Raw genomic sequence first — 24,841 nt, 5'->3', positions numbered from 1 at the left:
AGCCGGACGCAAGCCGGTGGGCCCGGGAGGATCTCCTCCCGGGCCCACCGTTGTACGGGTCCGTGCGGGGGTGCTAGGCGGGGTCGCGGGCGAACTGCGTGAGGTGGGTGGACACGGGCTCGGGGCGGCCGTTGTTCTGGACGGGCGCCGCGGTCAGCACGTCGAGGTGCTGGTAGCCGTCGGCGACCACGGCGTTCAGGTCGGGCGGCACCCGGCCCGCCAGCAGTCCGTCGCCCGCCAGGACGGTGAGCGTCGGGTTGGCGGTGAGCCCGTCGGGGTGCACGACCAGCCGCTTCACCTGCGGCGATGTGGACATCTGGATATCCGTGACCAGCTTGGTCGGGAAGTACTGCTCGGTGAAGTCCAACGGCTGCTCGGCCAGGCTGCGGGCGAGTTCCTGGATGTCGGTGACCTCCTTGCCCGCATGGGTGAAGGGGGTGCCGTCGGCGGACCGGTAGCCGGGGTCGTCGGCGTCGCCGACACGGTCGTAATTGCGCCACGTGTACAGCGGGCCGTGCGGCTGGTCGGGGATGGCCTTGTACTCGGTGCCGAAGAGCGCCGGCTGCTCGTCGTCACCGTTGGCGGCGGGGAAGTTCTTGTCGACGATCGGACCGCCGTCGAAGAAGCCGACGCTGCTCTGCAGGAACGCGAGCGGCACCGAGTGGTCGTCCAGCAGCGCTCCGAGGACGGCCTCGTTGGTGAGCCGGAAGTCCTTCACCGCCGGCGAGCCGGAGAGGAACGTGGCGGTGTCCTTGGAGAGCAGGAAACGGTTCGTCGTCTCGATGTTGACGTTGGCGGGCAGGTAGGCGGGCAGGTCGGCCTCGCCGCCGGGGTCGCCGACCGCGCCCATCCCGGCGATGGCCAGCAGGGTCATGGTCTCGGGGTTGAGGAGCACCGGCGCGGACAGGGCGCGGGGCAGGAGCCCGCTGTCGAGTCCGGCCTGCACCACCCCGTAACCGAGGCCGATGTCGGGCAGGTTGGTGTCGTCCGGGATGCTCCCGCTGAGGTCGCCCAGCGAGGTGGAGACGGTCGTGTCGAGGGCGAAGTACCCGGCGCACTGGTTGTGGCCGGCGTCGGCGGTGGTGGCCGGGTCGCCGTCGAAGTCGGCGGCGGCGAAGTAGCCGGTGACCACGCCGCCCAGGGAGTGGCCGCCGCACAGCACCTTCTGCTTGCGCAGGCTCTGGTCGGGCAGTTCGGCGGCGAGCAGGTCGTACTGGTCGCGGACGGTCTGCTCGATGCCCTGTTTCGCCATCCAGCCGAGCCGGTCGTTGCCGACGTATCCGGCGAAGGTCCGGCCTTCGACCTGCTTGCCCCGGTAGTAGTAGTCGACGGCCGTGTGCTGGTCGCCGGAGGCGATTCCGGTGGGGTCCTCCAGGCAGTTGGAGCGGCGGTCCAGCGCCCAGAACTCGATGTGGCGGCCCTCCGCGGCGGCCCGTGCCACGGTGTTGCGGGCGACACTGTCGAACGCTCCGGCACCTTCCAGGATGCCCGGCTGGGCCACCAGGACCCGGTCGGCGTCGGCCGAGGCCGCCGGTCCGTCGGCGGAGCGGTAGCGCAGGTACGACAGCCAGTCGCACGCCGCCGGACGCGCCCCTGCGGAGGCCGGCAACGGCACCTTCACCCGCACCACCGACTCGCTGACTCCGGCGACCGGGGACGTCGACGTCACCGGTGTCTCGGTCCGCTCGGTGTCCGCCCGCGCGTCGCCCGGGCTGATCGCCGTGAGCGCTCCCGCGGTCAGCAGCACCGCCGCCGCGGCGCTTCGCCACGTTCTTCTCTCGCTGCGACTCAGGTTCATAACCGGACGGTAGGGCCGCGAACGGGGTGCGCTCAGGCGGTGCTCACGGGAACGCAGCGGCTCGCGGAGCGTTTGTCATCCGGCAACAGCGGCGCCCGGGGTGACAGAGCGGTCGGCGGGACCCCCGTGGGTATCGGGGGTCCCGCCGAGATCCTGCGGGTGTCGGTGACGCTGTCAGTGCTTGAAGGCGTCCTTGCCCTTCTCCTTGGCCTGACGGACGTCACCCTTGGCCTGCTCGGCCCGGCCCTCGGCCGTCATCCGCTCGTTGCCCACCGCGCGGCCGACCGTCTCCTTGGCCTTGCCCTTGGCCTGTTCCGCCTTCGCCTTGGACTTCTGGTCTCCGGCCACGTTGCCTCACTCCCAGTCGTGTTCGACGTCGGTGTCCACACCTCGGGTAGCCGTCCCCTTGATCTCCAAACGCGGGCTCCGGGATCCGTCTCACCGACGCCGGAACCGCCACACGTTGTCCTCGCGGTAGCCCTCCACGCCCTCGGGCGAGACGCTGTCCCTGCGGACCGCGTGCATGGTTTCCACGCTCCAGCCCTCCTCCGGCAGCGCGAGCTGGGCGAGGGTGCCCTCCAGCGTGGGGAACTCCGCCTCGAAGGGCGGCTCGCTCTGCCAGGACGGCCAGCCGGCGTGCATGACGATCAGGAGCGTGCCGCCCTCGGCGACCGCCGCCGCGGCCTGTCGTAGGACAGCCTCCTGGTCGAGGGGGACAGGCGACTGCAGGAACTGGGCGTTGACCAGGTCGAAGGAGCCCTCGGGAAACGTCGTGCCGAGCTCGTGCCGCTCCCATGTCGTACGGTCTCCCGCTCCCGCCTCGGCGGCGTGCGAAGCGGCGCGTTCGAGGGCCGTGTGCGAGATGTCGACTCCGGTGACCTGCCAGCCGCGGGCCGCCAGCCACACCGCGTCGGCGCCCTCCCCGCAGCCGAGGTCCAGGGCGGTGCCCGGGGGGAGATGGCTCGCCTCGCGTACGAGCAGCGGATTGGGGCGACCGCTCCAGACCCGGACACTGTCCTGGTAGCGGGCTTCCCAGAACGCGGCGGCCGGGGTCGGGGGACGGTGCGTGTGCGCCATGTGTGTCATGGCACCAAGCCTGCGACGGGCCACGGTCGACGGCAACGAGAGTTGCCGGTACGGCAAAAACCTGGCCTCACTGCTCCGGTGCCCCTCGGCCCACGGCCGCGTGGACCTCCCTCTCCGTCTCCTGGCGTGCCCTGCCCTGTTCCCTCGCGTACTCGGCCACCGCGGACCGGGTGTCGCGATCGAGGTCACGCCGGGCTCGGAACGCGGTCTCGTAGGTGGTGGTCCGCTGCTTCCACGCGTTCAGCCGGCCGGGCCTACAGGGAGCCTCGCCTGGTGCGCCGGAGCAGGACGAATCCGGAGATCAGGAGGATCGCTCCGGCCGCGGCGGGCCACAGCTGGGTGCCGGTCTCGGCCAGTGAGCCACCGGCCGTCTGGGGTTCGGTCCGGTCAGCGGTGGACGGCAGTGCCACGACCTCGGTCGTCGGATCGTCCGAGACCTCGCTGCCCACCTCGCCCTCCAGGTCGTTCGACCATGCCTCGGGGAGGCTGGCGGGGGCGCTCGGCGGGGGCGTGGTGGCGACCTTGGGTGCGTCGGCGTTGTCCTTGCCGCCGTTTCCGTTGCCGTTGTCCTTGCCACCGTTGCCGGTGTCTCCGGTCGAGGGTGCGGGAGTCGCCGTCGGCTGCTCCTCGGGCTCGTCGGACGGCTGCTCGGACGGCTGCTCGGACGGCTCCTCGCTCGGCTGTTCGCTCGGCTCCTCGGCCGGCGGGTCCTGCGGGTCCTCGCCGTTGCCGGGGTCCTGGTTGTCACCGGGGCCGCACTGACGGCCCTCGTTGATGCAGTCGACCATCTCGCCCATCAGGTCCTCGTCGAAGACGTTGATGAAGTCACCGTGGTCGGTGACCGGCTTGTGCTGCTGCTCCGGGAAGGAGTCCACGGCGAACAGCGGGGTGGTACGGCCGCCGTCCTTGAGGCTCGGCGCGTCGACGTCGTAGACGATGCGCTGCACCAACTGCGGAACGGCCTCGAACCCGGCGGGGCAGGCGCCGTCGGCCTGGGCGAACGCCACGTGGGTACGGTGGTTGGCGCTGTCGATGTTGCGGCCGTCCCAGCAGCTCTGGAACTTGAAGGTGCGGACCACGTCACTGCCCTGCGGGCACAGCGGGTACTTGTCCTTGAGCTGCCGGTCCTCGAACCCGGTGCAGCTCCAGGACGCGTTGGCGTTGGCGGTCCCGTTGACGAACGCCTTGGCGTCGCCGGTGATGATGCGTAGCAGCCGCGGCATGGCCGTGACCTCGCCGCGCGGGCTGCCGACGAACGTCAGGGTGACCTGGCTCGGCGTGACGATCTCGCCGGCGTTGCCCTCGATGCCGCCGCCGGGAGAGTTGGCGTCCTGCTCCTGCGCGCCGTTCTGCAGGCGGATCACGGGCCAGTAGTACGTCGACTTGTCGCCCTGGTCCTCACAGCTCGTCTCGGCGTTCGCGAGGTCCTCGTCGCTGGCGAAGGCGTCGTTGGACTGGTTGCCGATGTAGTCGTGGAAGTGGTGGGCGCCGTTGGTGACGCCGGGGGCGACGATCACGTTGTCCGAGTTGAACAGTCCGTTCGCGTTCACTCCGCAGCTGGTGACGAAGGTGCCCTTGGAGGCGCCGTCCTGGTTCTGCGGGGCGGCCACGTCGGGCTGGACGCCGGTGATGTCGGCGAAGTCGGCGGCGACGGGGCCGTTGCCGGCCTGTCCGCCGTTGCCCGGCTGCTGGGCGCCGTCGCCCTGACCCTCGCCCTGGTCCTGGCCGTCGCCCTGGTCCTCGCCGCCGTTCTGCTCGCCCGTCTGGTTCTCGGGCTCGCGCAGGGCGCAGGACGCCAGGAAGTCGAGACCCTCGGGGCTCTCCCCCACCCGGTCGATCGCGGCGGATATGCGCGCGATCGTCCCGGCGCGGTCCTCCTTGAGCGGATCCATGATCCCGCTGTCGGGGTCCGCGTTCCTTGCCGGGTCCTGGAGTTGCCGGTAGGCCTCGGCTATCTGCTGGTCCAGGGCGGCGAGTTCGTTGCCGACCTCTCCCTGGGCCTCGTCGGGCACGGTGGTCAACTGGGTCCCGACATCGGGGCAGTCGATGGTCGGGGCTCCCAGGACCCGGGCGCGGCCCGATCCCTCGTCGTCCGACTGACCGCCGCCGGTGGCCGAGGCGTACACATTGACCGCCATCAGGCCACCACCGCCCAGCATCAGTGCCACTGCGGCGAAGGTCGCACGTCGTGCGCCTGTCGGACGTCTGCGCCTGTTGTGTCCCACGGAAGCTACTCCTGCACGTTTTGTCCTTACGGGCATGGAAATCCCCCGGCCCTATACGGAACAGAGGGGCGCAGTGTTCAACCGTCCCGGAAATTCACAGCAACCTCGTACGATCCGCAGGTCGGGGCCGGTGCGTCGAATGAGTCTCCGGTGGGTGGGAACCCGGGAACGCACCCTGCCCCCGCACCCCCTGGAGAGCCCTCATGAGTCTGCTGCGTCTGGTCGGCCGCCCGATGCTCGCTTCCATGTTCATCGCCGGTGGCCTGAAGTCCCTGCGCGATCCCAAGGCGGTGGCCCCCGCCGCCGAGCCCGTCGTCCAGCCGGTCACCGAGCGCGTCGAGGCGTTGCCGGACCGTACCGAGCAGGTCGTTCGCCTCAACGGAGCGGTCCAGGTGGCCGCGGGGGTGCTGCTCGGCATGGGCCGGGTGCCGCGGATCGCGGCGCTGGCCATCGCCGGCACGCTCGTGCCCACGACACTGGCCGGCCACCGCTTCTGGGAGGCCGAGGACCCCGAGGAACGCTCCCAGCAGCGCATCCACTTCCTGAAGAACCTCTCGATGCTCGGCGGGCTGCTCATCGCGGCGGACGACACCGCCGGACATCCCTCGCTGTGGTGGCGCGGCCGGCACACCGCCCATGACCTGCGGCGCGAGGCCGCTTTGGTGAGCCGCTCGGTCCACGCCACCGCCGGACCCGCCGCGGCGGCCGGCCGGCTGAAGGCCAAACTGCCCTCCTGACGGGCAGCCGGGGGGCGACGGCGGACATCGCGATCACCGCGCGGCGCGGCATCGCCCGCGCACGGTCCGCCTTCGTGTCGATGTCCGCGCTCCGGGTACTCGGGCCGCGGCGTCGACGAGGGAGTCGACCAGGGAAAGGGGCTCCGATGGCGCGGCAGGCGGACGACGACGCTCTGGGTCAGCTCGGCGGTGTGACGGAGCTGCGGCTGGCGTCGGGTGATCCCGAACTGGTCCCGCAGAACCGTGTGCTGGGCGAGGGTCTGCCCCTGGACCGCAATCAGGCGATCCTGGAGGCCGCCAAGCAGGTCGGGGCGATCCTGAAGCGCGCGGGGCACGCGTTCGCCCTCGCGGGCAGTGTCGCCGTGTACGCGCACGGCGGCACCCAGAACCTCCAGCACGACGTGGACTTCTGTTTCCGGCCCCAGGACGCGGACGCCGTGGCCGAGACCCTGCGCGAGGCCGGCCTGCCGGTGCACGCGCCGCCGGAGGACTGGCTGCTGAAGGCCGGCTGCCTCGGACAGCAGGTCGACCTGATCTTCGAGCTGGCGCACCAGCCGGTCACCACGGAACTGCTGGAGCGGGCGCAGGAGTCGTCGGTCGACTCGGTGTTCATGCCCGTGCTGTCGCCGACCGACCTGGTGCACAGTCTGGTGGCCGCCTTCTCCGAGCACCACTGCGACTTCGGGGCGGTACTGCCGATCGCCCGCACACTGCGGGAACGGGTCGACTGGGAGACCGTACGCCGGGCCTGTGGGGACGACCCGATGCCCGACGCGTTCTTCTACTTCCTGGAGCGGCTGGCGGTCATCGCGCCGCGGGCGAAGGAGGAGAGGGGACCGGAGGCGGGGACCAGCGCGGAGGCGGACCGGCGATGAGCGACCCCGGTGCGGGGCAGCCCCCGGGAGGCGGCCATCCCGCCGCGGAGCACGTCGAGTACCGCGTCGCCCATCTGCGCGACCGGCTCGCCGCCGAGGAACTCGGCGAACTGGGCGTACGGGCGGAGGTGCGGGCCGGCGCGGTCGTGGTGAGCGGCACGGTGCCCTCCGCGCAGTGCCGCGAGACGTTGCTGCGGACCGTCCACGAGGAGCTGGCCGGGCTGGTGGTGCACACGGACGTGGTGGTCGCGGAGACCGCCTCCCCCGACGGTGCGGAGGACCTGCCGTGATCCGCGTCGCCGCCGTGGGGGACATCCATATGGGGCTCGACAGCCAGGGCCTGCTGCGGCCCGCCTTCGAGACCCTGCCCGACTGCGCCGACCTGCTCCTCCTGGCCGGTGACCTCACCCGGCACGGCACTCCGGAGGAGGCACGGGTGGTGGCCCGGGAGGTCCGGGGGCTGCCGGTGCCGGTCGTCGCGGTGCTCGGCAACCACGACCATCACGACGAGCAGCCGGAGAAGGTCACCGCCATCCTCCAGGAGGCGGGTGTCACCGTCCTGGAGGGCGAGAGCACGATCGTGGAGTGCGGCGGCGCCCGCGTCGGCGTGGCCGGGACCAAGGGCTTCGGCGGCGGGTTCGTCGGGCGCAGCGCCGGCGAGTTCGGCGAGCCGCTGATGAAGGAGTTCGTCCGCCACACCCGGCGCTGCGCGGACGGCCTGCACACCGCGCTGGCCGAACTGGAGCGGGAGGGCTGCGAGTTGCGGGTCGCGCTCACCCACTTCTCCCCCGTCGCCGACACCCTCGCCGGTGAGCCGCCGGAGATCTTCCCGTTCCTCGGCAGCTATCTGCTGGCCGAGGCCATCGACACGGCCGGTGCCGACCTCGCCGTCCACGGGCATGCCCACATGGGCACCGAGCACGGGATGACGGCGGGGGGCGTGCGGGTGCGGAACGTGGCCCAGCCGGTCATCCGGCGGGCGTTCAACGTGTATCAGCTGCACGCCGGTTGACGGGTTCTGGGACTTACCGCACCCGAGTCGTGTGGTCCTGCCACGCCCGGTCCCGTACCTCCGGGTCCAGCAGCACCTCGACGGCCGTGCAGGCGAGGGCCTCGGTCGCCGCGAGCATCGCGTGCCGGGCACGGTCGGACGCCGCGGCGGCGGCGAACTCGGGGGTGTGGTCGGAGCCGTCCGGATCCATGATCGCCACGAAGGGGTGGATGGCGGGGACGCGTCCGCTGACGTTGCCGATGTCGGAGGAGCCCAGGTAGACGCCCGGTGCGGGGGGCGTGATCCCGAGGCCGGTGCGGGTCAGGTGCCGGGCGAACCGCTCGGAGAGTTCCGCGCTGTCGCGGAAGTGCTCGTAGCGGGGTGTCGCGCGTTCGACGGTGACCGTCGTCCCGGTGGCGCGGGCCACGCCCTGCGCGCAGGTCAACAGCTCCCCGGCCAGGTCCTCCAGTGCGGAGGTCGTCGCGGCACGGAGCCCGAACAGGCCCTGGGCGTACTCGGGGACGATGTTCGTCGCCCGGCCGCCGTAGGTGACGATGCCCTGGACGTCGGAGCCCTCGGGAAGTCTCCGACCCACCACCGCGAGGGTGTTGAACAACTGGATCAGTGCCGCGAGCGCGTCGACGCCCTCGGTGGGGTTGCCGGTGGGGTGCGCGGCGCGCCCGTGGAAGGCGACCTGGTACTGGGCCTGGGCGGTCAGTGGCGCCCACCGCCAGCTGTGCACGCCGGGATGGAACATCAGCGCGGCGTCGACGTCGTCGAACAGACCGGCCTCGACCTCGGTGACCTTGCCACCGCCCCCTTCCTCGGCGGGCGCGCCCACGGCCCACACCGTTCCGGCGTCCCGGGGCAGCACGGACCGCGCCGTCAGCGCGGCGCCCAGGCCGGCGGCGGCGACCAGGTTGTGCCCGCAGGCGTGTCCGAGGCCGGGCAGGGCGTCGTACTCCAGGAGGAAGGCCACTGCGGGCCGGGCCCGGGTGCCCGAGCGTGCGGTGAAGGCGGTGGGCAGTCCGGCGACTCCGCGCTCGACGGTGAAGCCCTCCCAGGCGAGTTCACCGCAGAGCAGTGCCGCCGCCCGGTGCTCCTCGAACGCGTACTCGGGCTCGGTGTGCAGAGTCAGGGCGACGTCCCAGAGCCGCTCGGCCCTGGCGGCCACTTCCCCGTGCACGCGCGCGAGCACCTCGTCCAGAGCGTCGGTCACGTGGGCCTCCCGGGGAGTCGTACGCGGGTGTCCCGGAGCGGGTTCCAACGATGGCCCCTGCCACACCCGTTCCGGGGGCCGGTCTCGGAGCGGGTAGGGCCGATGTGCGGGGGCACTCGGAGGCCGTGGCGGGCCCGCACCGGGACCGCCCCCGGACTGGAGGTGGAGAGCATGGGACACGGAGGAGACGTCGTCGACGAACTGGTGACCGATCACCAGGAGGTCGCGGAGCTCTTCAGCCGCATCGAGGCGCTGCCGTCGGGTGACAAGGATCGCAAGGTGTACGCCGACCAGGCCACGAGGGAGCTGGTGCGGCACTCGGTGGCCGAGGAGGAGTACCTCTACCCGGCCGTGCGTGAGTACCTGGTGAACGGAAACACCATGGCGGACCGGGAGATCGAGGACCACTCCGAGGCCGAGCGGATCATGAAGGACCTGGAGGGGTGCGAGGCGGGCGACCCCGAGTTCGACCGGCTCGTCGACAAGCTGATGGGTGAGGTCCGCGCCCACATCGCCGACGAGGAGGAGAATCTCTTCCCGCAACTGCGGGTGGCCTGCTCGGCGGAGGTTCTCGACGACCTGGGTGACAAGGTGCGGATCGCCAAGAAGTCGGCGCCCACCCGTCCGCATCCGTCCGCTCCGGACACCCCGCCCGCCAACAAGCTGCTGGCCCCCGGGGTCGGGTTCATCGACCGGCTGCGGGACACCCTGAGCGGACGCGGCAAGCACGACTGATCCGCCCCCGGGCCCCAGACCGTCAGCGCCCGCACGCCGTCCGCCTCAGACGGTCAGGGGCTGCCCGGGCCGGAGACGTTCCACCAGTTGGAAATGGTGGAGTGCGGCCACGGGAGCCAGCAGGTCGGGGTGGCGCAGCAGGACCGCGGCGTGCCGGTCCGCCTCGTCGGGTGCGAGCAGTCGGCGGAACCCGGCAGGGAGGGCGGTCGTGGGGCTGCCGTCGGCGAGCGCGGCGACCGCCCGCCCGGCCAGGTCCGGGTCGGTGAGCAGACAGGCCGCCCAGCTCGCCACGACCTCGTCGACCCAGGTGCGCCAGGCCTGTTCGTCCGCGTCGCGGACCAGGGCCTCGTCCACGCCGGTGATCCGGTCGAGCCGGGCCGAGCCACCGGGTCCGGCCAGGGCGACCAGGGCGGCGTCCATCTCGGTCGGGTACCTGAGCCAGGCGGCGACCGTCACCGCCTGCCGGGCCTGTGCCTCGCACAGGGCGGCCGCCAGGGCGCCGCCGCCCGACGGGTAGGAGCAGGTCAGCCACTGGGCGGTCGCCGCGATGAGCGGGGAGAGATCTGCTGGCACTGGCGGGCCGCCCGACGCGTGTGGTGGGACACAGGAGTGCGGACGACGGTAGCCCGCACCTCATGCCGTACGACATGGCCCGGGTCTCCCCGGTGACGTGGCTTCGACCACATCGCGCTGCGACCCGATCGGGTCCACCGCGTCGGGTCTCCCCCTCTCGGACTGCCACCACCCCGGCACCACCGCGACCTCATATTTCGACACAATTCCCGAATGTTGCGGAACGGGAGGGGACGCAGAGACGGAATACCGGGATCGTTTTCGCCGCCCAGGTGCGGTCAGGGCCCGTCGTGGCGCATTCTTGCTGTGTCGCCCGCGTGATGGCGCACGGACGAGGTAGGACCGATGACTGGGAGTTCCCAGGACGCACAGCCGAAGCCCGGGCGGCTGGCGGCGCTGCTGATCGATGCCTCGACCGAGGCGGTCAGCACGGCCGGCGGCCACGCGGGAGGGGTCTATCTGCGCTCCGCCACGCCCGGACTGCTGCGACTCGCCGTGCTCGCCGGGCTGCCCGGACCGCTGTTCCGGCCCTGGTGGCGGCTGCACGTGGAGAGCCCGTTCCCCGTGGCGGACGCCCACCGGCTCGGCGTCCAGGTGGTGCTGCCGAACGCCACCGAGACGATGCGCCGCTACCCCCAGTTCGCGGCCGGTCTGCCGTTCCAGTTCGGCTCCCTGTACGTGCCGGTCATGGCCGGAGCCGAGACGTACGGCGTGCTCACCGTGCTGCGCCCCGCCGTGGCGGACGCCGCCGAGGTGCTGTCCGAGCGGGACCGCCTGACCCGGCTGGCCCAGGACCTGGGCGCGGCCCTGCGGAGCCTGGACGACGACAAGGCCGGCCCGGTCGCCTGGGAGCACGATCCGCTCTGTGTCCGGCCGCCGGTCGGACGTCCGCCGCTCGCCCGCATCGGACGGTTCGTGTGGTCGCCGCGGACGGACGCGGTCACCGGCGACCAGGGGCTCGACATGACCGGCACGGCCACGGGCGACGCGGGTCCGCACGTGACCGGCACGGTGACCGGGGACGAAGGGCTGCACGTCCTGCTGGGCGTGCCGTCGGCGGAGTTCGCCGGCACCCCGGAGGCGCTCGCCCACGCCGTGGCCCCGAACGAGGCGGAGCGGATCCTGCTCGCGCTGCGGGAGACGGCCGTCGGCAGGCCCCCGCCGCTGCCCCTGTATCTGCGGGGGGCCGACGGTGAGCTGCGGCTGATGGACCTGTGGAGCCCGTACGAGGCCACCGGGTGGAACCCGATGGACCCGGCCGCGCCGGACGCCGCGCCGCACACCGCGGGTCCGGTGCGCGGCATCGTCCTCGACCCGGGTCTCGGCGCGACCGCCGACGCGGCGGCCGACCTGCTGCCGGACGGGGTGTTCTGCCTGGACCGGGAGGGCCGGGTCGTCTACGCCAATCCGCGCGCCGCGCACCTGCTGGACCGGCCCCGCACCGAACTCCTCGGCCGGGCCCTGTGGGACGCCGTGCCCTGGCTGGGACAGCCCGACGTCGAGGACCATCTGCGGGCGGCGCTGCTGTCACCGGACCCCGTGCACTTCCATGCCGAGCGGCCCGCCACGGGCGGCGACGGCACCGGGCCCTCCTCGGAGCGCTTCGAGGGCGACTGGCTGGCCCTCTCGGTCTATCCCGGACCGGACCGGCTGACCTGCACGGTCCGTCCGGCGACCCGGGTCGCGGAGACCGTTCCCGCCGCCCTCGCCACCGGCACCGGCTTCGCCCCGCCCGCACCCGAGTACCGTCCGATCGTCCTCGCCATCGCGCTGACCGAGGCCGTCACCGCCCGCCAGGTGTCCGCCGTCGTGATGCGGGAACTGCTGCCCGCGTTCGGCGGCAGGCGGCTCGCCATCTACCTCTTGCAGGACCGGCATCTGTACCTGGCCTGGGAGAGCGGCTTCCCGCCGGGGTTTCTCGCCCCCTTCGAGGGGGTGGGGCTGGATGCGCGGCTGCCCGGTGTGGAGACACTCACCACCGGCCGGCCACTGTTCTTCGACTCCATGCAGCAACTGGCCGCCGCCTACCCCGGCATCGAACTGGACGCCGAGGAGGGCGCCCGTGCCTTCCTGCCGCTGATCGCCTCCGGCCGCCCGGTCGGCTCCTGCATCCTGGGCTTCGACCGGTCGCGCAGCTTCAGCACCGAGGAACGCACGGTGCTCACCGCGCTCACCGGACTCATCGCCCACGCCATGGAGAAGGCACAGCGCTACGAGACCGAGGCCGCCCTCGCCCGTGGGCTGCAGCAGGCCCTCCTCCCCCGGCGGCTGTCCTCGCACCCGCTGGTCGAGACGGCGGGACGCTATCTGCCCGGCACCCTGGGGATGGACGTGGGCGGCGACTGGTACGACGTCGTGGAGTCCGGCGACGGGCTCGCCCTGGTCATCGGGGACGTCCAGGGGCACGGGGTGCAGGCGGCGGCGACCATGGGTCAACTGCGCAGCGCGGTCAGGGCGTTCGCGCTCGGTGACCGGCCGCCCGACGAGGTCATGAGCGGCACCAACCATCTGCTCATCGACCTCGATCCGGGGCTGTTCGCGAGCTGCTGCTACATCCGGCTCGACCCCGCCACCGGCCGGGCCCTGGCGGTCCGGGCGGGACATCCGCAGCCGCTGCTGCGGCAGCCGGACGGCCGCACCCAGGTCCTGGACCTGCCCGGTGGAGTGGTCCTCGGCGTGGACCCGCGCGCCCACTACCCGGTCACGGAGCTGCGGATCGAACCCGGTGCCGTCCTCGCCCTGTACACCGACGGACTGGTCGAGAAGCCGGGCGGCGACATCGACGACGGCATCGGCGCGCTGCGGGTGGCCCTCGCCAAGGCGGCGTCACCGGCCTCCCGCCCCGGCGGCCGGGCCCTGGCCGGCGTGGCCGACCGCCTGACCGCCAAGGCACGGCACGCCGTCGACCGCCCCGACGACATCGCCCTGCTGCTCGCCACCCGCCGTACGACACGGTAGGCCCGGCGGCCCAGGACACGGCTCCCGTGCGCACCCCCGCCTACCGCCGACAGGGCCACCACCGCGTACACCGTCCCGCGCACCCGCGCTCACCCCTACGCGTCCCTCGGCCGCCGCGAGCGCCTCCGGAGGCCTCCGTCATCGGGAGCGCGGCCCGTCACGCTCTGTGACGCCCCTCGCCTCCTGAGGCGCGGCAGTGTAGACATGGGCACATGGTCCGGCTCTTGGGTCGATCCGGGGCCCGTTCGACCCGTCGCCCCAGCGGTCCGCGCCCTTCGTATGCGCCTGACCGCGCTCAAGGGGCGCTCGACGGCCGGCCCCGGCATGCCCGGCGGGCGCCGGGTGACCCCGCCCGGCCGCAGCGCGGCGCGGGCCGGCCGGGGTTGCGGTCGGCACTCGGCGGACGCAGCGTCGCCGGACAGGTGTTCGTCCTCCAGGTCGTGATCGTGCTGCTGCTGGTCGTCGCCGCGGTGGGCGCCCTGGTGCTCCAGGTGCGGCACGACAGCACGCAGGAGGCCCGCAACCGTTCGGTGGCCGTCGCCGAGGCGTTCGCCAACGCGCCCGGCACCCGTGAGGCCCTGGGTGACCGGGACCCGTCGGCGATCCTCCAGCCGCGCGCGGAGGCGGCCCGCCTGGCGACGGGCGTCGACTTCCTCGTCGTCATGAACACCGAGGGCGTCCGCTACAGCCATCCCAAGCCGGACCGCATCGGCAAGAAGTTCGTCGGCACGATCGCCCCCGCGCTGGCCGGGCGGACCGTGACCGAGGAGATCACCGGAACCATCGGCCCGCTGGTGCAGGCCGTCGTCCCGGTGAAGGCGGACGACGGCAAGGTCGTGGGACTGGTCTCGGCGGGCATCACCACCGAGAACGTGGGCGGCGCCGCCAACCAGCAGCTCCCGCTGGTGCTGATCGCCGCCGCGGCGGCGGTCGTCCTGGCCATCGCCGGCACCGCGCTGGTGAGCAGACGTCTGATGCGGCAGACGCACGGCCTGGGACCGCACGAGATGACCCGGATGTACGAGCACCACGACGCGGTGCTGCACTCCGTACGCGAAGGCGTCCTCATCGTCGGCGGCGAGGGCACGCTGCTGCTCGCCAACGACGAGGCGCACCGGCTGCTCGACCTGCCCGAGGACGCCGAGGGACGGCATGTGCTCGACCTCGGGCTCGCCGCCGACACGGCCGGTCTGCTGGACTCCGGGCGGGTCGCCACGGACGAGGTGCACCTGGTCAAGGACCGGCTCCTGGCGATCAACCAGCGGACCACCGACAGCCAGGGCGGTCCGCCCGGCACCGTCGCCACCCTGCGCGACTCCACCGAGCTGCGCGCCCTGTCGGGCCGGGCCGAGGCGGCACGGGAGCGCCTGAACATGCTGTACGACGCCGGGGTGGCCATCGGGACCAGCCTGGACGTGACCCGGACCGCCGAGGAGCTGGCGGAGCTGGCCGTCCCCCGGTTCGCGGACTTCGCCACGGTGGACCTGTTCGACGCCGTGCTGAGCGGCGGGCAGCCGGAGACGACGACCGCGCTGCGCCGCACGGCCGTGAACGGGATCCGCAAGGACGCCCCGCTCTATCCCGTGGGCGAGCAGATCCGGCTCGTGGACACCTCGCCGCAGGCGCGCGGGCTCGCCGCGGGAGCGGCCGTCGTCGAACCGCGGCTGAGCGAGGCGCCGGGCTGGCAGGCACAGGACCTGGAGCGTTCCGCGCAGGTGGTGGCATACGGCATCCACTCACTGATCGCCGTGCCGTTGCGCGCGGGCAGCCTGGTGCTCGGGGTGGTCAGTTTCTGGCGGGCCGAGAAGCCGGAGCCGTTCGACCTGGAGGAGGTGGCCCTCGCCGAGGAACTGGTGGCCCGGGCCGCGATCTCCATCGACAACGCGCGCCGCTACACGCGCGAGCACAGCATGGCGGTGACCCTGCAGCGCAGTCTGCTGCCGCGCAGGCTGCCCGAGCAGGACGCCCTGGAGATCGCCTACCGGTACCAGCCCGCGCAGGAGGGGGTGGGCGGCGACTGGTTCGACGTCCTGCCACTGTCCGGCGCCCGGGTCGCGCTGGTGGTGGGTGACGTCGTCGGACACGGGCTGCACGCCGCGGCCACCATGGGACGGCTGCGCACGGCGGTGCACAACTTCTCGGCCCTGGACCTGCCACCGGACGAACTCCTCTCCCTGCTCGACGAGTTGGTCGGGCGGATCGACCAGGACGAGACGGAGGAGGGCGCCAACGCCCCCGTCACCGGCGCGACCTGTCTGTACGCGATCTACGACCCGGTCTCCCGGCGGTGCACGATCGCCCGGGCCGGCCATCCGCCGCCCGCCCTGATCCGTCCCGACGGCAGCGTCGAGTACCCGGAGGTGCCGGCCGGTCCCCCGCTCGGGGTCGGGGGCCTGCCCTTCGAGACGGTCGACCTCGAACTGGCCGAGGGCAGCCGCCTCGTGCTCTACACGGACGGGCTCGTCGAGGACCGGGAACGGGACATCGACGAGGGTCTGGAACTGCTGCGCACCGCGCTGGAGCAGGCCGGCGGCTCGCCCGAGGACACCTGCCGGGCCGTCCTCGACTCCCGGGTCACGGCCCGTGCCGTCGACGACATCGCGCTGATCGTGGCGCGTACCCGGGCGCTGCCCGCCGACCGGTTCGCCGAGTGGCGGGTACCGGGCGAGCCGGCCGCGGTGGGCGAGGTGCGCGCCTCGGTCAGCCGCCAGCTGTCCCGCTGGGGCCTGGACGAGCTGACGTTCACGACCGAGCTGATCCTCAGCGAACTGGTCACCAACGCGATCCGCTACGGCGGCGACCCCATCCGGGTCCGGGTGCTCTACGACCGCACCCTGATCTGCGAGGTCTTCGACAGCAGCAGCACCTCGCCCCATCTGCGGTACGCGGCCATGACCGACGAGGGCGGCCGCGGCCTGTTCCTCGTCGCGCAGCTCTCCGAACGCTGGGGGACCCGCTACACGCCCGAGGGCAAGGTCATCTGGGCCGAGCAGCCCCTCCCGCCGGGTTGATCCACTGCGGATTCACTCATAAAGCGCGCTTATGGGCTCATAGACCGGACCCGGGTACAAACTAAGGCTTGCCTTAGCTTAGGCTTCCCGTCGAGTCGCTTGTCACCGCTCGAAGGGAACCTGATCATGCCCCGCCCCCTGCGGGTAGCAATCGTCGGAGCCGGTCCCGCCGGAATCTACGCCGCCGACGCCCTGCTCAAGTCCGACGTGGCCGCCGAACCCGGCGTGTCCATCGACCTCTTCGAGCGGATGCCGGCCCCGTTCGGGCTGATCCGCTACGGCGTCGCCCCCGACCACCCCCGCATCAAGGGCATCATCAACGCCCTCCACCAGGTGCTCGACAAGCCGCAGATCCGTCTCTTCGGCAACGTCGACTACCCGACCGACATCAGCCTGGACGACCTGCGCGCGTTCTACGACGCCGTGATCTTCTCCACGGGCGCGACGGCCGACCGCGAACTGTCCATCCCCGGCGTCGAGTTGAACGGCTCGTACGGCGCGGCGGACTTCGTCTCCTGGTACGACGGCCACCCTGACGTGCCCCGTACCTGGCCGCTGGAGGCGGAGAAGGTCGCCGTGCTCGGCGTCGGGAACGTCGCCCTCGACGTGGCGCGCATCCTCGCCAAGACCGCCGAGGAGCTGCTGCCGACGGAGATCCCGCCGAACGTCCACGAGGGACTCCGGGCCAACAAGGCGCTGGAAGTCCACGTGTTCGGCCGTCGTGGCCCGGCGCAGGCGAAGTTCAGCCCGATGGAGCTGCGGGAGCTGGACCACTCCCCCACCATCGAGGTCATCGTCGACCCCGAGGACATCGACTACGACGCGGGCTCGATCGAGACCCGGCGCGGCAACAAGCAGGCCGACATGGTCGCCAAGACCCTGGAGAACTGGGCGATCCGCGACATCGGCGAGCGTCCGCACAAGCTCTTCCTGCACTTCTTCGAGTCGCCGACGGAGATCCTCGGCGAGGACGGCGAGGTCGTCGGCCTGCGCACCGAGCGCACCGCGCTGGACGGCACCGGCAACGTCAAGGGCACCGGCGAGTTCAAGGACTGGGACGTCACCGCGGTCTACCGCGCGGTCGGCTACCTCTCCGACAAGCTGCCGAAGCTGCCCTGGGACATCGACTCGGGCACGGTCCCGGACGCGGGCGGCCGGGTCGTCCAGGAGAACGGCGAGCACCTGCAGTCGACGTACGTCACCGGCTGGATCCGGCGCGGCCCGGTGGGTCTGATCGGCCACACCAAGGGCGACGCCAACGAGACGGTCTCCCACCTGCTGGACGACTTCTCCCACGGCCGTCTGCAGACTCCGGGTTCGCCCGAGCCCGAGGCGGTGGACGCGTTCCTGGCGGAGCGCGAGGTCCGCTTCACCACCTGGGAGGGCTGGTACAGGCTGGACGCCGCCGAGAAGGCGCTGGGCGAGCCGGAGGGGCGCGAGCGCGTGAAGCTGGTCGAGCGTGAGGACATGCTCAGGGCGAGCGGCGCGTAGTGACGCCGGGGCGGTGACGCCCGGTACGACGACGGCCTCGACGGTGCCGGATCTCCTTCCGGTCCCGTCGAGGCCGTTCTCCGTGGCCGCTCTCCCCGGCCGCCGCTCAGCGCACGGCCAGATCCCTGCCGCCCACCACGGCAAGGGCCGCGACCAGCAGGGCGAGCACGCCCGTCTGGCCGAGGGCGCCGCCGAGGTATCCGGCGGGCATCGGGACGTCGAGCCAGGGGTACACCGCGGCGACCCGTACGGCGAGGATCAGCAGGCCGAGCGCGGCGAGCGCGACCCCGCCCGCCCCGCCGATCGCGGTGCCGTGGTCCGTGCGACGGCTCTGCCACAGCAGCCAGCCGAGCGCGCCGACCGCGAAGCAGGTGGCCGGCGCCCAGACCGCGTCGGCCGCGATGGGCAGCAGCACGACGGAACCGCCCATCACCACACAGCAGGCCAGGAGGACGAGCCCGGGCGAACCGGCGGGCAGCACGGCCGGCGGGGCGTCGCGGTGGTGGCCCGCGCAGAGCGCGAGTGCCGACAGCCAGGCGAACAGCGCGACGGCGCCGGCGTACCACGGATCCGGCAGGAGCGTCTCGCTCACCAGGGGAGCGAGGAACGGCCACAGCGTGGGCAGCGCGGCGAGCAGGACGGCCGTCCGGGCGAGGCGCGCGCGGTCGTGCAGCAGGGCGAAGTAGCCGGCCGTCCACAGCAGCGGCAGGATCCACTGGGCGCCCGCGACGACTCCGGTGGGCAGTCCGCCGGTGGTGAACTCCGACAGGAAGATGTCCCACTGCGTGGGTCCGTGGGTCGAGGCCCAGGTCAGCGACAGGATCCGGTCGGCGACCGCGGACGCCGCCTGGAGCAGCACGGCGAAGAGGGCGAAGAGGCGGACGGCCGAGCCGAGGCGCTCGTAGGACGGTGGCGCGCCGGCCGCGCCCAGCCTGCTGCGCAGCGCGAGGGCGGCGATGCTCGCCACCTCGCCGAGGGTGGGCCGGCTCTGGTCCTGGGTGTCCCGGTCGACGTCCCAGAGGTAGATCTCGACCATCTCCTCCTCACGCTCCCGGCGGTAGTAGGCCGGCAACAGCCTCAGGACGGTCCGGTAGCGCGTTTCGAGCAGTGTCGTCATGCGAGGCCTCCCGCGAGTCCCGGTCCTGCGGCGGGTCCGGGGGCGCGGCGGCCCTCGGCGATCCGTTCCCTGGCCGCGCTGGCGCCGGCCGCCATCCGCTCCGCCTCGGCGGCGAGGGCGCGCACACCCTCGTCGGTGAGGCGGTAGTAGCGCCGGAGCCGGCCGTCGTGCACCTCTTCGCGGTCGAGGACGATCAGCCCGTCGGCGGTGAGCCGGTCCAGCACCCCGTACAGCGTGCCGACGCGCAGGTGCACGGTGGCGTCGGACAGGTCCTCGACCTCCCGCAGGATCCCGTACCCGTGCCGCGGCCGGTCGGCCAGGGCGGTCAGGACGAAGAACGCCGCCTGGGTCATGCTCTTCTTCGGTGCCATGCGGACAGGATATATCGGCTCCCGATATATCTCAGCCGGGTGAGCCATCCGGGCGTGTCACCGAAGACGTCGTCGAGGACGGGAAGGCGGCCCTCGTCACGGTGGAGGCCTTCGACCGGAACGGCCCGGGACCCTTGACCCGGGGCTGAGCCCCGGCGCCACGACGACCAGGGCCCGCCCCGATGCGGATGGTGGGCGGACCCTGCTCGACGGGTCATTCTGGCGGTCGGACCGGACCGGCGGCACGGGTGAACGCCGGTCGTCGTGGGTGCCGCGCGCACACCCCGTGCGCGGTACCCACGCGGGACCGGCACTACGGCAGGATCGAGTCGACGTATCCCCCGTCGACGCGCACCGCGCCGCCGGTCGTGGCGGAGGCCTGCGCGGAGCTGAGGTAGACCACCAGGTTGGCGATCTCCTCGGGTTCGATGAGGCGCTGGAGCAGCGACTGGGGGCGGTGCTCGCGCATGAACACCCGCTGGGCCTCCTCCCAGGGCAGGTCGCGATCGACCAGCTGGTACACGAAGTCCTCGACGCCCTCGGTGTGGGTGGGCCCGGCGATCACCGAGTTGACCGTGACCCCGCTGCCGGCGGCCTCCTTGGCGAAGCCGCGGCTCACCGCGAGCAGGGCCGTCTTCGACATGCCGTAATGGATCATCTCGGCCGGCACGACGACGGCCGAGTCGCTGGCGATGTACAGGACCCGGCCCCAGCCCCGGTCCCTCATCCGGGGCAGGTAGGCGCGGGTCAGCCGGACCCCGGCCAGGACGTTCACCTCGAAGTAGCGGCGCCATTCCTCGTCGGTGATCTCCAGCGCGGGCTTGGGCCCGAAGATGCCGAGGTTGTTGACGAGGATGTCGGCGTCGGGGAGCACCTCGACGGCCCGGGCCGCGCCGTCCTCCGTGGCGACGTCCGCGGCGACGGGGACGAACTCCCCCTCCGGCACCCGTGAGCGCAGCGCGTCGACGCTCTTGTCCAGGCGGCCGGCGTCCCGCCCGTTGACGCCCACCCGTGCGCCCGCGCGGGCGAGACCGGCGGCGATGGCCGCGCCGATGCCCTGGGAGGAGCCGGTGACCAGGGCGGTGTGGCCGGTGAGGTCGAGGTGCATGCGTCACTCCTTGCTTCTGGTCCTGCGGTCCGGTCGGTGCACGCTGTGCTCCTGCCCACGATCGCCGACGCCGCACGTCGCCGCAGACCGGCCCGATCCCCGAGGCCCACTTGATCTCGGGTGGGGGTCGGCGGTGATACTGGCCGGGCACGTGCCCCCACACTCAGATGGACTCATGCCGACCTCCCGCACCGCCCGCCGCACGATTCCGCCCACCGTATGGCTGGCCCGTGGCCGCCACACCGGGCCCGATCCGCAGGACGTCGTCCGGCACCGTCTGCGACGGCTCCAGGACGACGGGACCATCGACGACCACCACGGACCGATCGAGACCGAGGGCTCCGACGAGCCGGTGTTCGAAGCGCGCTGGCGGGTCGCCGGGGACGTGACCGTACGGGCCCGGCTGTCGCTCGCGGTGTCCTCGGACACCGGACAGGAGTGGGTGCTGGTGGCGGAGGCGGAGCGTCCGTGGGACCCGTCGTGGCTCTCCCCCGCCACCGTGTTCTGGCCCGCGGCACCCGATACGCCCTGGGACCACGAGACGGCCACCGGTCTGCGCCTGCGGGCCGCCAACCGGCTCCCGGAGGACGACAAGGAGATGCGGCGTCTGTTCAAGGACGCGGCCCGCGGCAGCTGGGCGATCAACGTCGTCGTGCACGAGGCGATGACTCCGGACGAGCCCGGCCGGCAGCCCCTGTCCGGGCTGCTGCCCGCGGGACTGCGGCACCGGGTGGTGGAACACCGCGCCGCACCGCAGCAGTTGCGGGCCGTGAACTGGGCGCTGCGCCCCTTCGACGTGGAGGTGCCGCGGGGCGGCGCCGTGGTCCTGCCCGGGACTCCGGTCCCGCCCGACCTGGCGGCGGACGACTTCTCCGTACGCAGTGTCTTCCTGGACGGCTCGGAGCCGGCCGAACTCGTCGACGTCCTCACCCGGTACGCCGCGGCCCCGATACCGCTGCCGGAGGGCGCCGAGGAGGCCCTCACCGCGCTGCGCGAGCAGTGGCGGCTGCTGACGCTCGAAGAGGAACTCGCCCGTGAACGCGAGCTCGTCGCCGGCTACGTCGAGGCACTCGACGCCATGACGCAGTCCCGGGACCTGTACCGGGAGGCCGCCGAACGGGCCCACGAGGCGCTGGCCGCCTACCGGGAGTCCGCGGCCGGCGACCCGCCTCCGCTGCCGGCCGGCCCTGCCGGGTCGCCGCGCCGGCAGCTGACCCGGACCCTGGAACGCCTCAGGGACACGGCCAAGGGGCTGCGCCCGGCGCCCGCCCCGGACAGCGGGCCGGAGCGCGACGGCTCCGGCGACCGCTGACCCGGAACGGGCGTCGGGCGCAGCCCCTCGGGGTTGTGTCCGGTCAGTCCGCCATGTGGCCGGTCCCGGCCATCGGCCGGGCCGCGGCGGTACGCGGCGACTGCCAGGCCAGTCGGGCGAACAGGGCCGTCAGCGCCGACAGCGCGGCACAGACGGCGACCGCGCCGACGAGCCAGGCAGGGGCGAGGGCGAGGTCCAGCGCCCGGGCCAGTCCGGCCGAGTGCAGCAGCCTGCCCTCGAACAACTGGCCCGCGGCCAGCCCCGCCGGTACGACGACCGCCGGCAGCAGGGTCGGCACGGTCGGCCGGACGGTGACCAGGAGCGCCAGGAACACGCACAGGACGGACACGCCGAGGGCGAGGCCGTAGACCCGGGCGGACGCGCCGTCCCGGTCCAGCGGGAAACTGAGCACCCCGCACACGACCAGCACCAGGACGGTGACTCGGGCCGGCCGCAGCGCGGGCCCGTTGCGCCGGTACCGGGGCGCCGCGGAGCGGTCGCGTGCGCGGGCCGGGTCGGCCGGCGCGGCCGGTAGGCGGAGTCCGGCCGGGACGCCGTCCGTTCCCGGCTGTTCCCCGGTCGCGGCCGCCCACCGGCCCAGTTCCGTCTCCGGCGGCTCGGCGTGGAGGTTCTTCTCCTCGGCGAGCCGCCCGATGAGGTCCACGAGTTCCGCGACGGGCCGGCCGGCGGCCGCGGCCCGCACGGCCTCCTCGCCGCAGTGCGGTTCCAGGGGGGTCCGGTGCAGCAGGGCCAGCAGCCGGGTGACCTCCTCCACAGGGCGGCACTCGGCGGCGGCACGGATCGCCTCGTCCGCGCTGGCGGCGTCACGTGGCGGCCGGGTCAGCAGGGTGACCAGCCGGGTCACGTCCTCCACGGACCGGCCGACACCGACCGCGCGGAGAGCGGCGACCGTGGCCTCGGCGTACTCCGGCGACTGCTCCAGCAGCGTGATGAGATGAGCGATGTCCTCCAGCGGCCGGTCCGCCACGGCGGCACGCACCAGTTCGCCGACCGGATCGCCGTAGGACGACGCGACCCGGTCGTCCTGGGGGCCGGTCTGTGCTGTGGGAGGTATCGCGACTGGGTTCGATTGGGCTGATGACGAGCCGGTGGTCATGCTCTGCTCCAGGGGAAGAGTGCGGCCGTTTCGATGTCACCGACGTGCGGCACGCGACGTTACGAGACCATTACTAAGCGCACCGACCGGGGTGTGCCACCCGGGCGACCCACGAGGATGACGGACGGCTCGCCCCCTGACGCGCGTGCCGCCGGTTCCCGTCGCCGGCCCGTTCCGCGTGCGGCGGGCCATATCGGGGCCGCATCCGGGAATCCGACAGGAAACGGCGCGCGAGGCCGCGCCGGGAAGAGGGGGGCGGGTCATGGACTCGACCACGACGGCGATCGTCGTCTTCGCGGTGCTCGCGGCACTGCTGCTGACGGTCGCCGTGTTGCTGCTGGTGCGGCTGGTGCGGGTGCGCCGGAGCCTGCGGCAGGCGGGACTTCCGACCGGGTCCCGCTGGGTCTTCTGGGGTGCCCTGGCGTACTTCGTGCTGCCGACCGATCTACTGCCCGACCCGGTGTATCTGGACGACATCGGCGTCCTTCTTCTGGCACTGCGCTCGCTGCGTGCGGCCCCGGCGGACCCCAAGTCGCTGAGCCGAACGGACCGCGATTACACACCGTAAGGAAACCAATCACCCGTTCGATTCGTATAAGTCTCTGGAAGCCCGAGAGAGTCGGCGGACTGAGCAAGGCCGCGGGGTGACCGCCGTTTGATCGAGCAGCACCGGCGAGGGAGAGACGATGCAACCGTTCGCGCTCAACTACGCACGTCCGGCAGCGGAGTTGGAGGCCACCACTCCGTACGTCTATGACTCCGGACTGCAGTTGAACGTGCTTCTCGACGGGCGGATAGCCGCCCGCGACCACGGTCTGATGAGGGAACTGGGCACCACGACCTCCACCGCGGGTTCCAAGACGCACTTCGACGACTGAACACGGCGCCGACGATATGACCGTGTTGATTCTTACCTGCGAAGAGGACGTGACCGCCGACATGGTGGTCGTGCACCTCAACGCGACGGGGGTTCCGGTGGTGCGCCTGGACCCGGCCGAGCTGACCGACGGGGTGGCGCTGTCCGGGGAGTTCGTGCACGGCAGGTTCCGGGGCCATCTGTCGGCCGGGGGGCGCCTGGTGAGCATCGGCGGGCTGCGGTCCGTCTGGGTGCGCAGGCCGGGCGTCCCGGCCGCGCGGGCGGCCACGCCCTCCGCCTGGCTGACCGAAGAGGCCTCCCAGGCGCTCTACGGCCTGCTCCGCGGCTGTGACGCGCGCTGGATGAACCATCCCGACGCGGCCCGCCGGGCCCGGCACAAGCCCTGGCAGCTACGGCTCGCCCAGCGCTGCGGTCTGCCGGTGCCGGCCACTCTCATCACGACGTTCCCGCAGGCCGCCCGCGAGTTCGCGGAGCGCTACCCGGACCTGGTGGTCAAGCCGGTCTCCGGGGCGCATCCGCAGGACCCGCCACGGGCGGTGCCGACCAGCCGGGTGGCCCCGGACACCGACTTCTCCGCCGTCGCGTTCGGTCCGACGCTGCTGCAACGGCGGGTCGCCAAGCAAGCCGACATCCGTCTGACCGTCGTGGGCGAGCGGATGCTGGCCGCCCGCAAGTTCGTCGCCGACGGCGCGGACCCGGCCGAGGTGGACGTCCGGTTCGCGCCGGACACCGGCCCCTGGCAGCCCGTCGAGGTGCCGACGTGTGTCGCCCAGGGGGTGCTGGCGTTTGTCCGGGACGCCGAACTGGCCTACGGCGCCTTCGACTTCGCCGAGGAGGCGGACGGGACGTGGTGGTTCCTGGAGTGCAATCAGTCGGGGCAGTTCGGATTCGTGGAGGTGGACACGGGTCAGCCGATCGCGCACAGCGTCGCCGAGTGGCTCGCCCGGCCCGGGCCGCAGCCGCAGGCCCATGCCAACGGCGCGGGCTCGGCGGTGCGCTGAGGGCGGGTCAGTAGGGGCGCGGACCGGGCAGGGCCGCCCGCTGCCAGCCGGCGCCGGGGGCCGCCTGACGGTCGGTGGGGAGGGAGGAACCGAGAGAGGGGCCGAGGGAGGACTGCAGCGGACGCATGACGTACTCCAGCTCCCTGCTCACCCGCTCGGCCTCCCTGCGTGCCTGGGCGGGAACGTCGCCGCGCTCCGCGACGAGTCGGTCGTAGATGGGGGAATCCTGAAACACCCGT

The 24,841-nt window shown here is 72.7% G+C and carries 23 protein-coding genes; 12 read left to right on the top strand and 11 right to left on the bottom strand.

The features are described from left to right. Positions 1-73: 73 nt before the first annotated feature. The 4 genes from ACZ5VD_RS32540 to ACZ5VD_RS32525 all read right to left on the bottom strand — a co-directional run bounded on the left by ACZ5VD_RS32540 (position 74) and on the right by ACZ5VD_RS32525 (position 5,043). Positions 74-1,798, bottom strand: a complete 1,725-nt coding sequence (locus ACZ5VD_RS32540) for a hypothetical protein (RefSeq protein WP_468551508.1) — start codon at positions 1,796-1,798, stop codon at positions 74-76. 174 nt (positions 1,799-1,972) lie between these two features. After that, a complete protein-coding gene (locus tag ACZ5VD_RS32535) occupies positions 1,973-2,146 on the bottom strand; it encodes a CsbD family protein (protein WP_468551507.1) in 174 nt (57 codons plus the stop codon). Positions 2,147-2,236: 90 nt separating this feature from the next. Next, positions 2,237-2,875: a class I SAM-dependent methyltransferase gene (locus ACZ5VD_RS32530; protein ID WP_468551506.1), complete on the bottom strand. Its 639-nt coding sequence runs from the start codon at positions 2,873-2,875 to the stop codon at positions 2,237-2,239. 263 nt (positions 2,876-3,138) lie between these two features. Continuing rightward, positions 3,139-5,043 carry a DUF1996 domain-containing protein gene (locus tag ACZ5VD_RS32525; RefSeq protein ID WP_468684272.1) on the bottom strand — a complete coding sequence of 635 codons (1,905 nt, stop codon included), beginning with the start codon at positions 5,041-5,043 and terminating at the stop codon, positions 3,139-3,141. 269 nt (positions 5,044-5,312) lie between these two features. Here ACZ5VD_RS32525 and ACZ5VD_RS32520 point away from each other — a divergent pair, with 269 nt between their 5' ends. The 4 genes from ACZ5VD_RS32520 to ACZ5VD_RS32505 all read left to right on the top strand — a co-directional run bounded on the left by ACZ5VD_RS32520 (position 5,313) and on the right by ACZ5VD_RS32505 (position 7,733). After that, positions 5,313-5,846, top strand: coding sequence for a DoxX family protein (locus tag ACZ5VD_RS32520; RefSeq protein ID WP_468684256.1), 534 nt, complete (start codon positions 5,313-5,315; stop codon positions 5,844-5,846). Between the two features lie 146 nt (positions 5,847-5,992). Further along, positions 5,993-6,721 carry a nucleotidyltransferase domain-containing protein gene (locus tag ACZ5VD_RS32515; protein WP_468684255.1) on the top strand — a complete coding sequence of 243 codons (729 nt, stop codon included), beginning with the start codon at positions 5,993-5,995 and terminating at the stop codon, positions 6,719-6,721. Beyond that, positions 6,718-7,011 (top strand): BON domain-containing protein, encoded by a 294-nt coding sequence (locus ACZ5VD_RS32510; RefSeq protein ID WP_468551503.1) that lies wholly within the window; start codon positions 6,718-6,720, stop codon positions 7,009-7,011. The genes ACZ5VD_RS32515 and ACZ5VD_RS32510 overlap by 4 nt, the downstream gene beginning before the upstream one ends. Beyond that, positions 7,008-7,733 carry a metallophosphoesterase family protein gene (locus ACZ5VD_RS32505; protein WP_468551502.1) on the top strand — a complete coding sequence of 242 codons (726 nt, stop codon included), beginning with the start codon at positions 7,008-7,010 and terminating at the stop codon, positions 7,731-7,733. Before ACZ5VD_RS32510 ends, ACZ5VD_RS32505 begins: the two co-directional genes overlap by 4 nt. Before the next feature lie 13 nt (positions 7,734-7,746). Here ACZ5VD_RS32505 and ACZ5VD_RS32500 read toward each other — a convergent pair whose 3' ends face one another. Beyond that, positions 7,747-8,931, bottom strand: a complete 1,185-nt coding sequence (locus ACZ5VD_RS32500; protein WP_468684253.1) for an amidohydrolase — start codon at positions 8,929-8,931, stop codon at positions 7,747-7,749. Between the two features lie 171 nt (positions 8,932-9,102). Here ACZ5VD_RS32500 and ACZ5VD_RS32495 point away from each other — a divergent pair, with 171 nt between their 5' ends. After that, a complete protein-coding gene (locus ACZ5VD_RS32495) occupies positions 9,103-9,666 on the top strand; it encodes a hemerythrin domain-containing protein (protein WP_468684252.1) in 564 nt (187 codons plus the stop codon). A gap of 45 nt (positions 9,667-9,711) precedes the next feature. Here ACZ5VD_RS32495 and ACZ5VD_RS32490 read toward each other — a convergent pair whose 3' ends face one another. Then, positions 9,712-10,239, bottom strand: a complete 528-nt coding sequence (locus ACZ5VD_RS32490; RefSeq protein WP_468684251.1) for a hypothetical protein — start codon at positions 10,237-10,239, stop codon at positions 9,712-9,714. Between the two features lie 345 nt (positions 10,240-10,584). Between ACZ5VD_RS32490 and ACZ5VD_RS32485 the strand changes: the two genes are divergently transcribed. The 3 genes from ACZ5VD_RS32485 to ACZ5VD_RS32475 all read left to right on the top strand — a co-directional run bounded on the left by ACZ5VD_RS32485 (position 10,585) and on the right by ACZ5VD_RS32475 (position 17,699). Further along, complete coding sequence (locus ACZ5VD_RS32485; protein ID WP_468684250.1) at positions 10,585-13,197, top strand: SpoIIE family protein phosphatase; 2,613 nt, start codon at positions 10,585-10,587, stop codon at positions 13,195-13,197. A gap of 212 nt (positions 13,198-13,409) precedes the next feature. Beyond that, positions 13,410-16,208 (top strand): SpoIIE family protein phosphatase, encoded by a 2,799-nt coding sequence (locus ACZ5VD_RS32480; protein WP_468551497.1) that lies wholly within the window; start codon positions 13,410-13,412, stop codon positions 16,206-16,208. Between the two features lie 126 nt (positions 16,209-16,334). Further along, the gene (locus ACZ5VD_RS32475; RefSeq protein WP_468684249.1) at positions 16,335-17,699 is read left to right on the top strand and encodes an FAD-dependent oxidoreductase; all 1,365 of its coding nucleotides are present in this window, start codon (positions 16,335-16,337) and stop codon (positions 17,697-17,699) included. A gap of 106 nt (positions 17,700-17,805) precedes the next feature. On the opposite strand, the gene ACZ5VD_RS32470 is transcribed toward ACZ5VD_RS32475, so the two are convergent. From ACZ5VD_RS32470 to ACZ5VD_RS32460, 3 genes are all read right to left on the bottom strand, one after another. Beyond that, a complete protein-coding gene (locus ACZ5VD_RS32470) occupies positions 17,806-18,816 on the bottom strand; it encodes a hypothetical protein (protein WP_468684247.1) in 1,011 nt (336 codons plus the stop codon). Further along, positions 18,813-19,169 (bottom strand): PadR family transcriptional regulator, encoded by a 357-nt coding sequence (locus ACZ5VD_RS32465; protein WP_468551615.1) that lies wholly within the window; start codon positions 19,167-19,169, stop codon positions 18,813-18,815. The genes ACZ5VD_RS32470 and ACZ5VD_RS32465 overlap by 4 nt, the downstream gene beginning before the upstream one ends. 331 nt (positions 19,170-19,500) lie before the next feature. Then, positions 19,501-20,295, bottom strand: coding sequence for an SDR family NAD(P)-dependent oxidoreductase (locus ACZ5VD_RS32460; RefSeq protein WP_468684244.1), 795 nt, complete (start codon positions 20,293-20,295; stop codon positions 19,501-19,503). A 175-nt stretch (positions 20,296-20,470) separates the two neighbouring features. Here ACZ5VD_RS32460 and ACZ5VD_RS32455 point away from each other — a divergent pair, with 175 nt between their 5' ends. Beyond that, positions 20,471-21,607, top strand: a complete 1,137-nt coding sequence (locus ACZ5VD_RS32455) for a hypothetical protein (protein WP_468684242.1) — start codon at positions 20,471-20,473, stop codon at positions 21,605-21,607. A gap of 43 nt (positions 21,608-21,650) precedes the next feature. Here the strand turns inward: ACZ5VD_RS32455 and ACZ5VD_RS32450 are convergent, their stop codons facing one another. Beyond that, the gene (locus ACZ5VD_RS32450) at positions 21,651-22,724 is read right to left on the bottom strand and encodes a hypothetical protein (RefSeq protein WP_468551492.1); all 1,074 of its coding nucleotides are present in this window, start codon (positions 22,722-22,724) and stop codon (positions 21,651-21,653) included. Between the two features lie 262 nt (positions 22,725-22,986). Here ACZ5VD_RS32450 and ACZ5VD_RS32445 point away from each other — a divergent pair, with 262 nt between their 5' ends. The 3 genes from ACZ5VD_RS32445 to tgmB all read left to right on the top strand — a co-directional run bounded on the left by ACZ5VD_RS32445 (position 22,987) and on the right by tgmB (position 24,602). Further along, a complete protein-coding gene (locus ACZ5VD_RS32445) occupies positions 22,987-23,292 on the top strand; it encodes a DUF1232 domain-containing protein (protein ID WP_468551491.1) in 306 nt (101 codons plus the stop codon). 118 nt (positions 23,293-23,410) lie between these two features. Continuing rightward, positions 23,411-23,602: a putative ATP-grasp-modified RiPP gene (gene tgmA, locus ACZ5VD_RS32440; protein WP_468551490.1), complete on the top strand. Its 192-nt coding sequence runs from the start codon at positions 23,411-23,413 to the stop codon at positions 23,600-23,602. 16 nt (positions 23,603-23,618) lie between these two features. Beyond that, positions 23,619-24,602, top strand: coding sequence for an ATP-grasp ribosomal peptide maturase (gene tgmB / locus ACZ5VD_RS32435; RefSeq protein ID WP_468684241.1), 984 nt, complete (start codon positions 23,619-23,621; stop codon positions 24,600-24,602). Positions 24,603-24,609: 7 nt separating this feature from the next. Here tgmB and ACZ5VD_RS32430 read toward each other — a convergent pair whose 3' ends face one another. Further along, a complete protein-coding gene (locus tag ACZ5VD_RS32430) occupies positions 24,610-24,837 on the bottom strand; it encodes a hypothetical protein (RefSeq protein ID WP_468551488.1) in 228 nt (75 codons plus the stop codon). Between the last annotated feature and the right edge of the window lie 4 nt (positions 24,838-24,841).

It is taken from the genome of Streptomyces sp. NPDC032822, from assembly GCF_055578825.1.
The sequence above is the reverse complement of the archived record's forward strand: the minus strand, read 5'-3'. Positions and strand labels throughout refer to the sequence as shown.

Bases quoted from the DNA above. Each gene is read 5' to 3' on its own strand.
- ACZ5VD_RS32540 (WP_468551508.1), bottom strand. From the start codon at position 1,798: ATGAACCTGAGTCGCAGCGAGAGAAGAACGTGGCGAAGCGCCGCGGCG.
- ACZ5VD_RS32530 (WP_468551506.1), bottom strand. From the start codon at position 2,875: ATGGCGCACACGCACCGTCCCCCGACCCCGGCCGCCGCGTTCTGGGAA.
- ACZ5VD_RS32525 (WP_468684272.1), bottom strand. From the start codon at position 5,043: ATGCTGGGCGGTGGTGGCCTGATGGCGGTCAATGTGTACGCCTCGGCC.
- ACZ5VD_RS32520 (WP_468684256.1), top strand. From the start codon at position 5,313: ATGAGTCTGCTGCGTCTGGTCGGCCGCCCGATGCTCGCTTCCATGTTC.
- ACZ5VD_RS32515 (WP_468684255.1), top strand. From the start codon at position 5,993: ATGGCGCGGCAGGCGGACGACGACGCTCTGGGTCAGCTCGGCGGTGTG.
- ACZ5VD_RS32510 (WP_468551503.1), top strand. From the start codon at position 6,718: ATGAGCGACCCCGGTGCGGGGCAGCCCCCGGGAGGCGGCCATCCCGCC.
- ACZ5VD_RS32495 (WP_468684252.1), top strand. From the start codon at position 9,103: ATGGGACACGGAGGAGACGTCGTCGACGAACTGGTGACCGATCACCAG.
- ACZ5VD_RS32485 (WP_468684250.1), top strand. From the start codon at position 10,585: ATGACTGGGAGTTCCCAGGACGCACAGCCGAAGCCCGGGCGGCTGGCG.
- ACZ5VD_RS32480 (WP_468551497.1), top strand. From the start codon at position 13,410: ATGGTCCGGCTCTTGGGTCGATCCGGGGCCCGTTCGACCCGTCGCCCC.
- ACZ5VD_RS32475 (WP_468684249.1), top strand. From the start codon at position 16,335: ATGCCCCGCCCCCTGCGGGTAGCAATCGTCGGAGCCGGTCCCGCCGGA.
- ACZ5VD_RS32470 (WP_468684247.1), bottom strand. From the start codon at position 18,816: ATGACGACACTGCTCGAAACGCGCTACCGGACCGTCCTGAGGCTGTTG.
- ACZ5VD_RS32465 (WP_468551615.1), bottom strand. From the start codon at position 19,169: ATGACCCAGGCGGCGTTCTTCGTCCTGACCGCCCTGGCCGACCGGCCG.
- ACZ5VD_RS32460 (WP_468684244.1), bottom strand. From the start codon at position 20,295: ATGCACCTCGACCTCACCGGCCACACCGCCCTGGTCACCGGCTCCTCC.
- ACZ5VD_RS32455 (WP_468684242.1), top strand. From the start codon at position 20,471: ATGCCGACCTCCCGCACCGCCCGCCGCACGATTCCGCCCACCGTATGG.
- ACZ5VD_RS32450 (WP_468551492.1), bottom strand. From the start codon at position 22,724: ATGACCACCGGCTCGTCATCAGCCCAATCGAACCCAGTCGCGATACCT.
- ACZ5VD_RS32445 (WP_468551491.1), top strand. From the start codon at position 22,987: ATGGACTCGACCACGACGGCGATCGTCGTCTTCGCGGTGCTCGCGGCA.
- tgmA (WP_468551490.1), top strand. From the start codon at position 23,411: ATGCAACCGTTCGCGCTCAACTACGCACGTCCGGCAGCGGAGTTGGAG.
- tgmB (WP_468684241.1), top strand. From the start codon at position 23,619: ATGACCGTGTTGATTCTTACCTGCGAAGAGGACGTGACCGCCGACATG.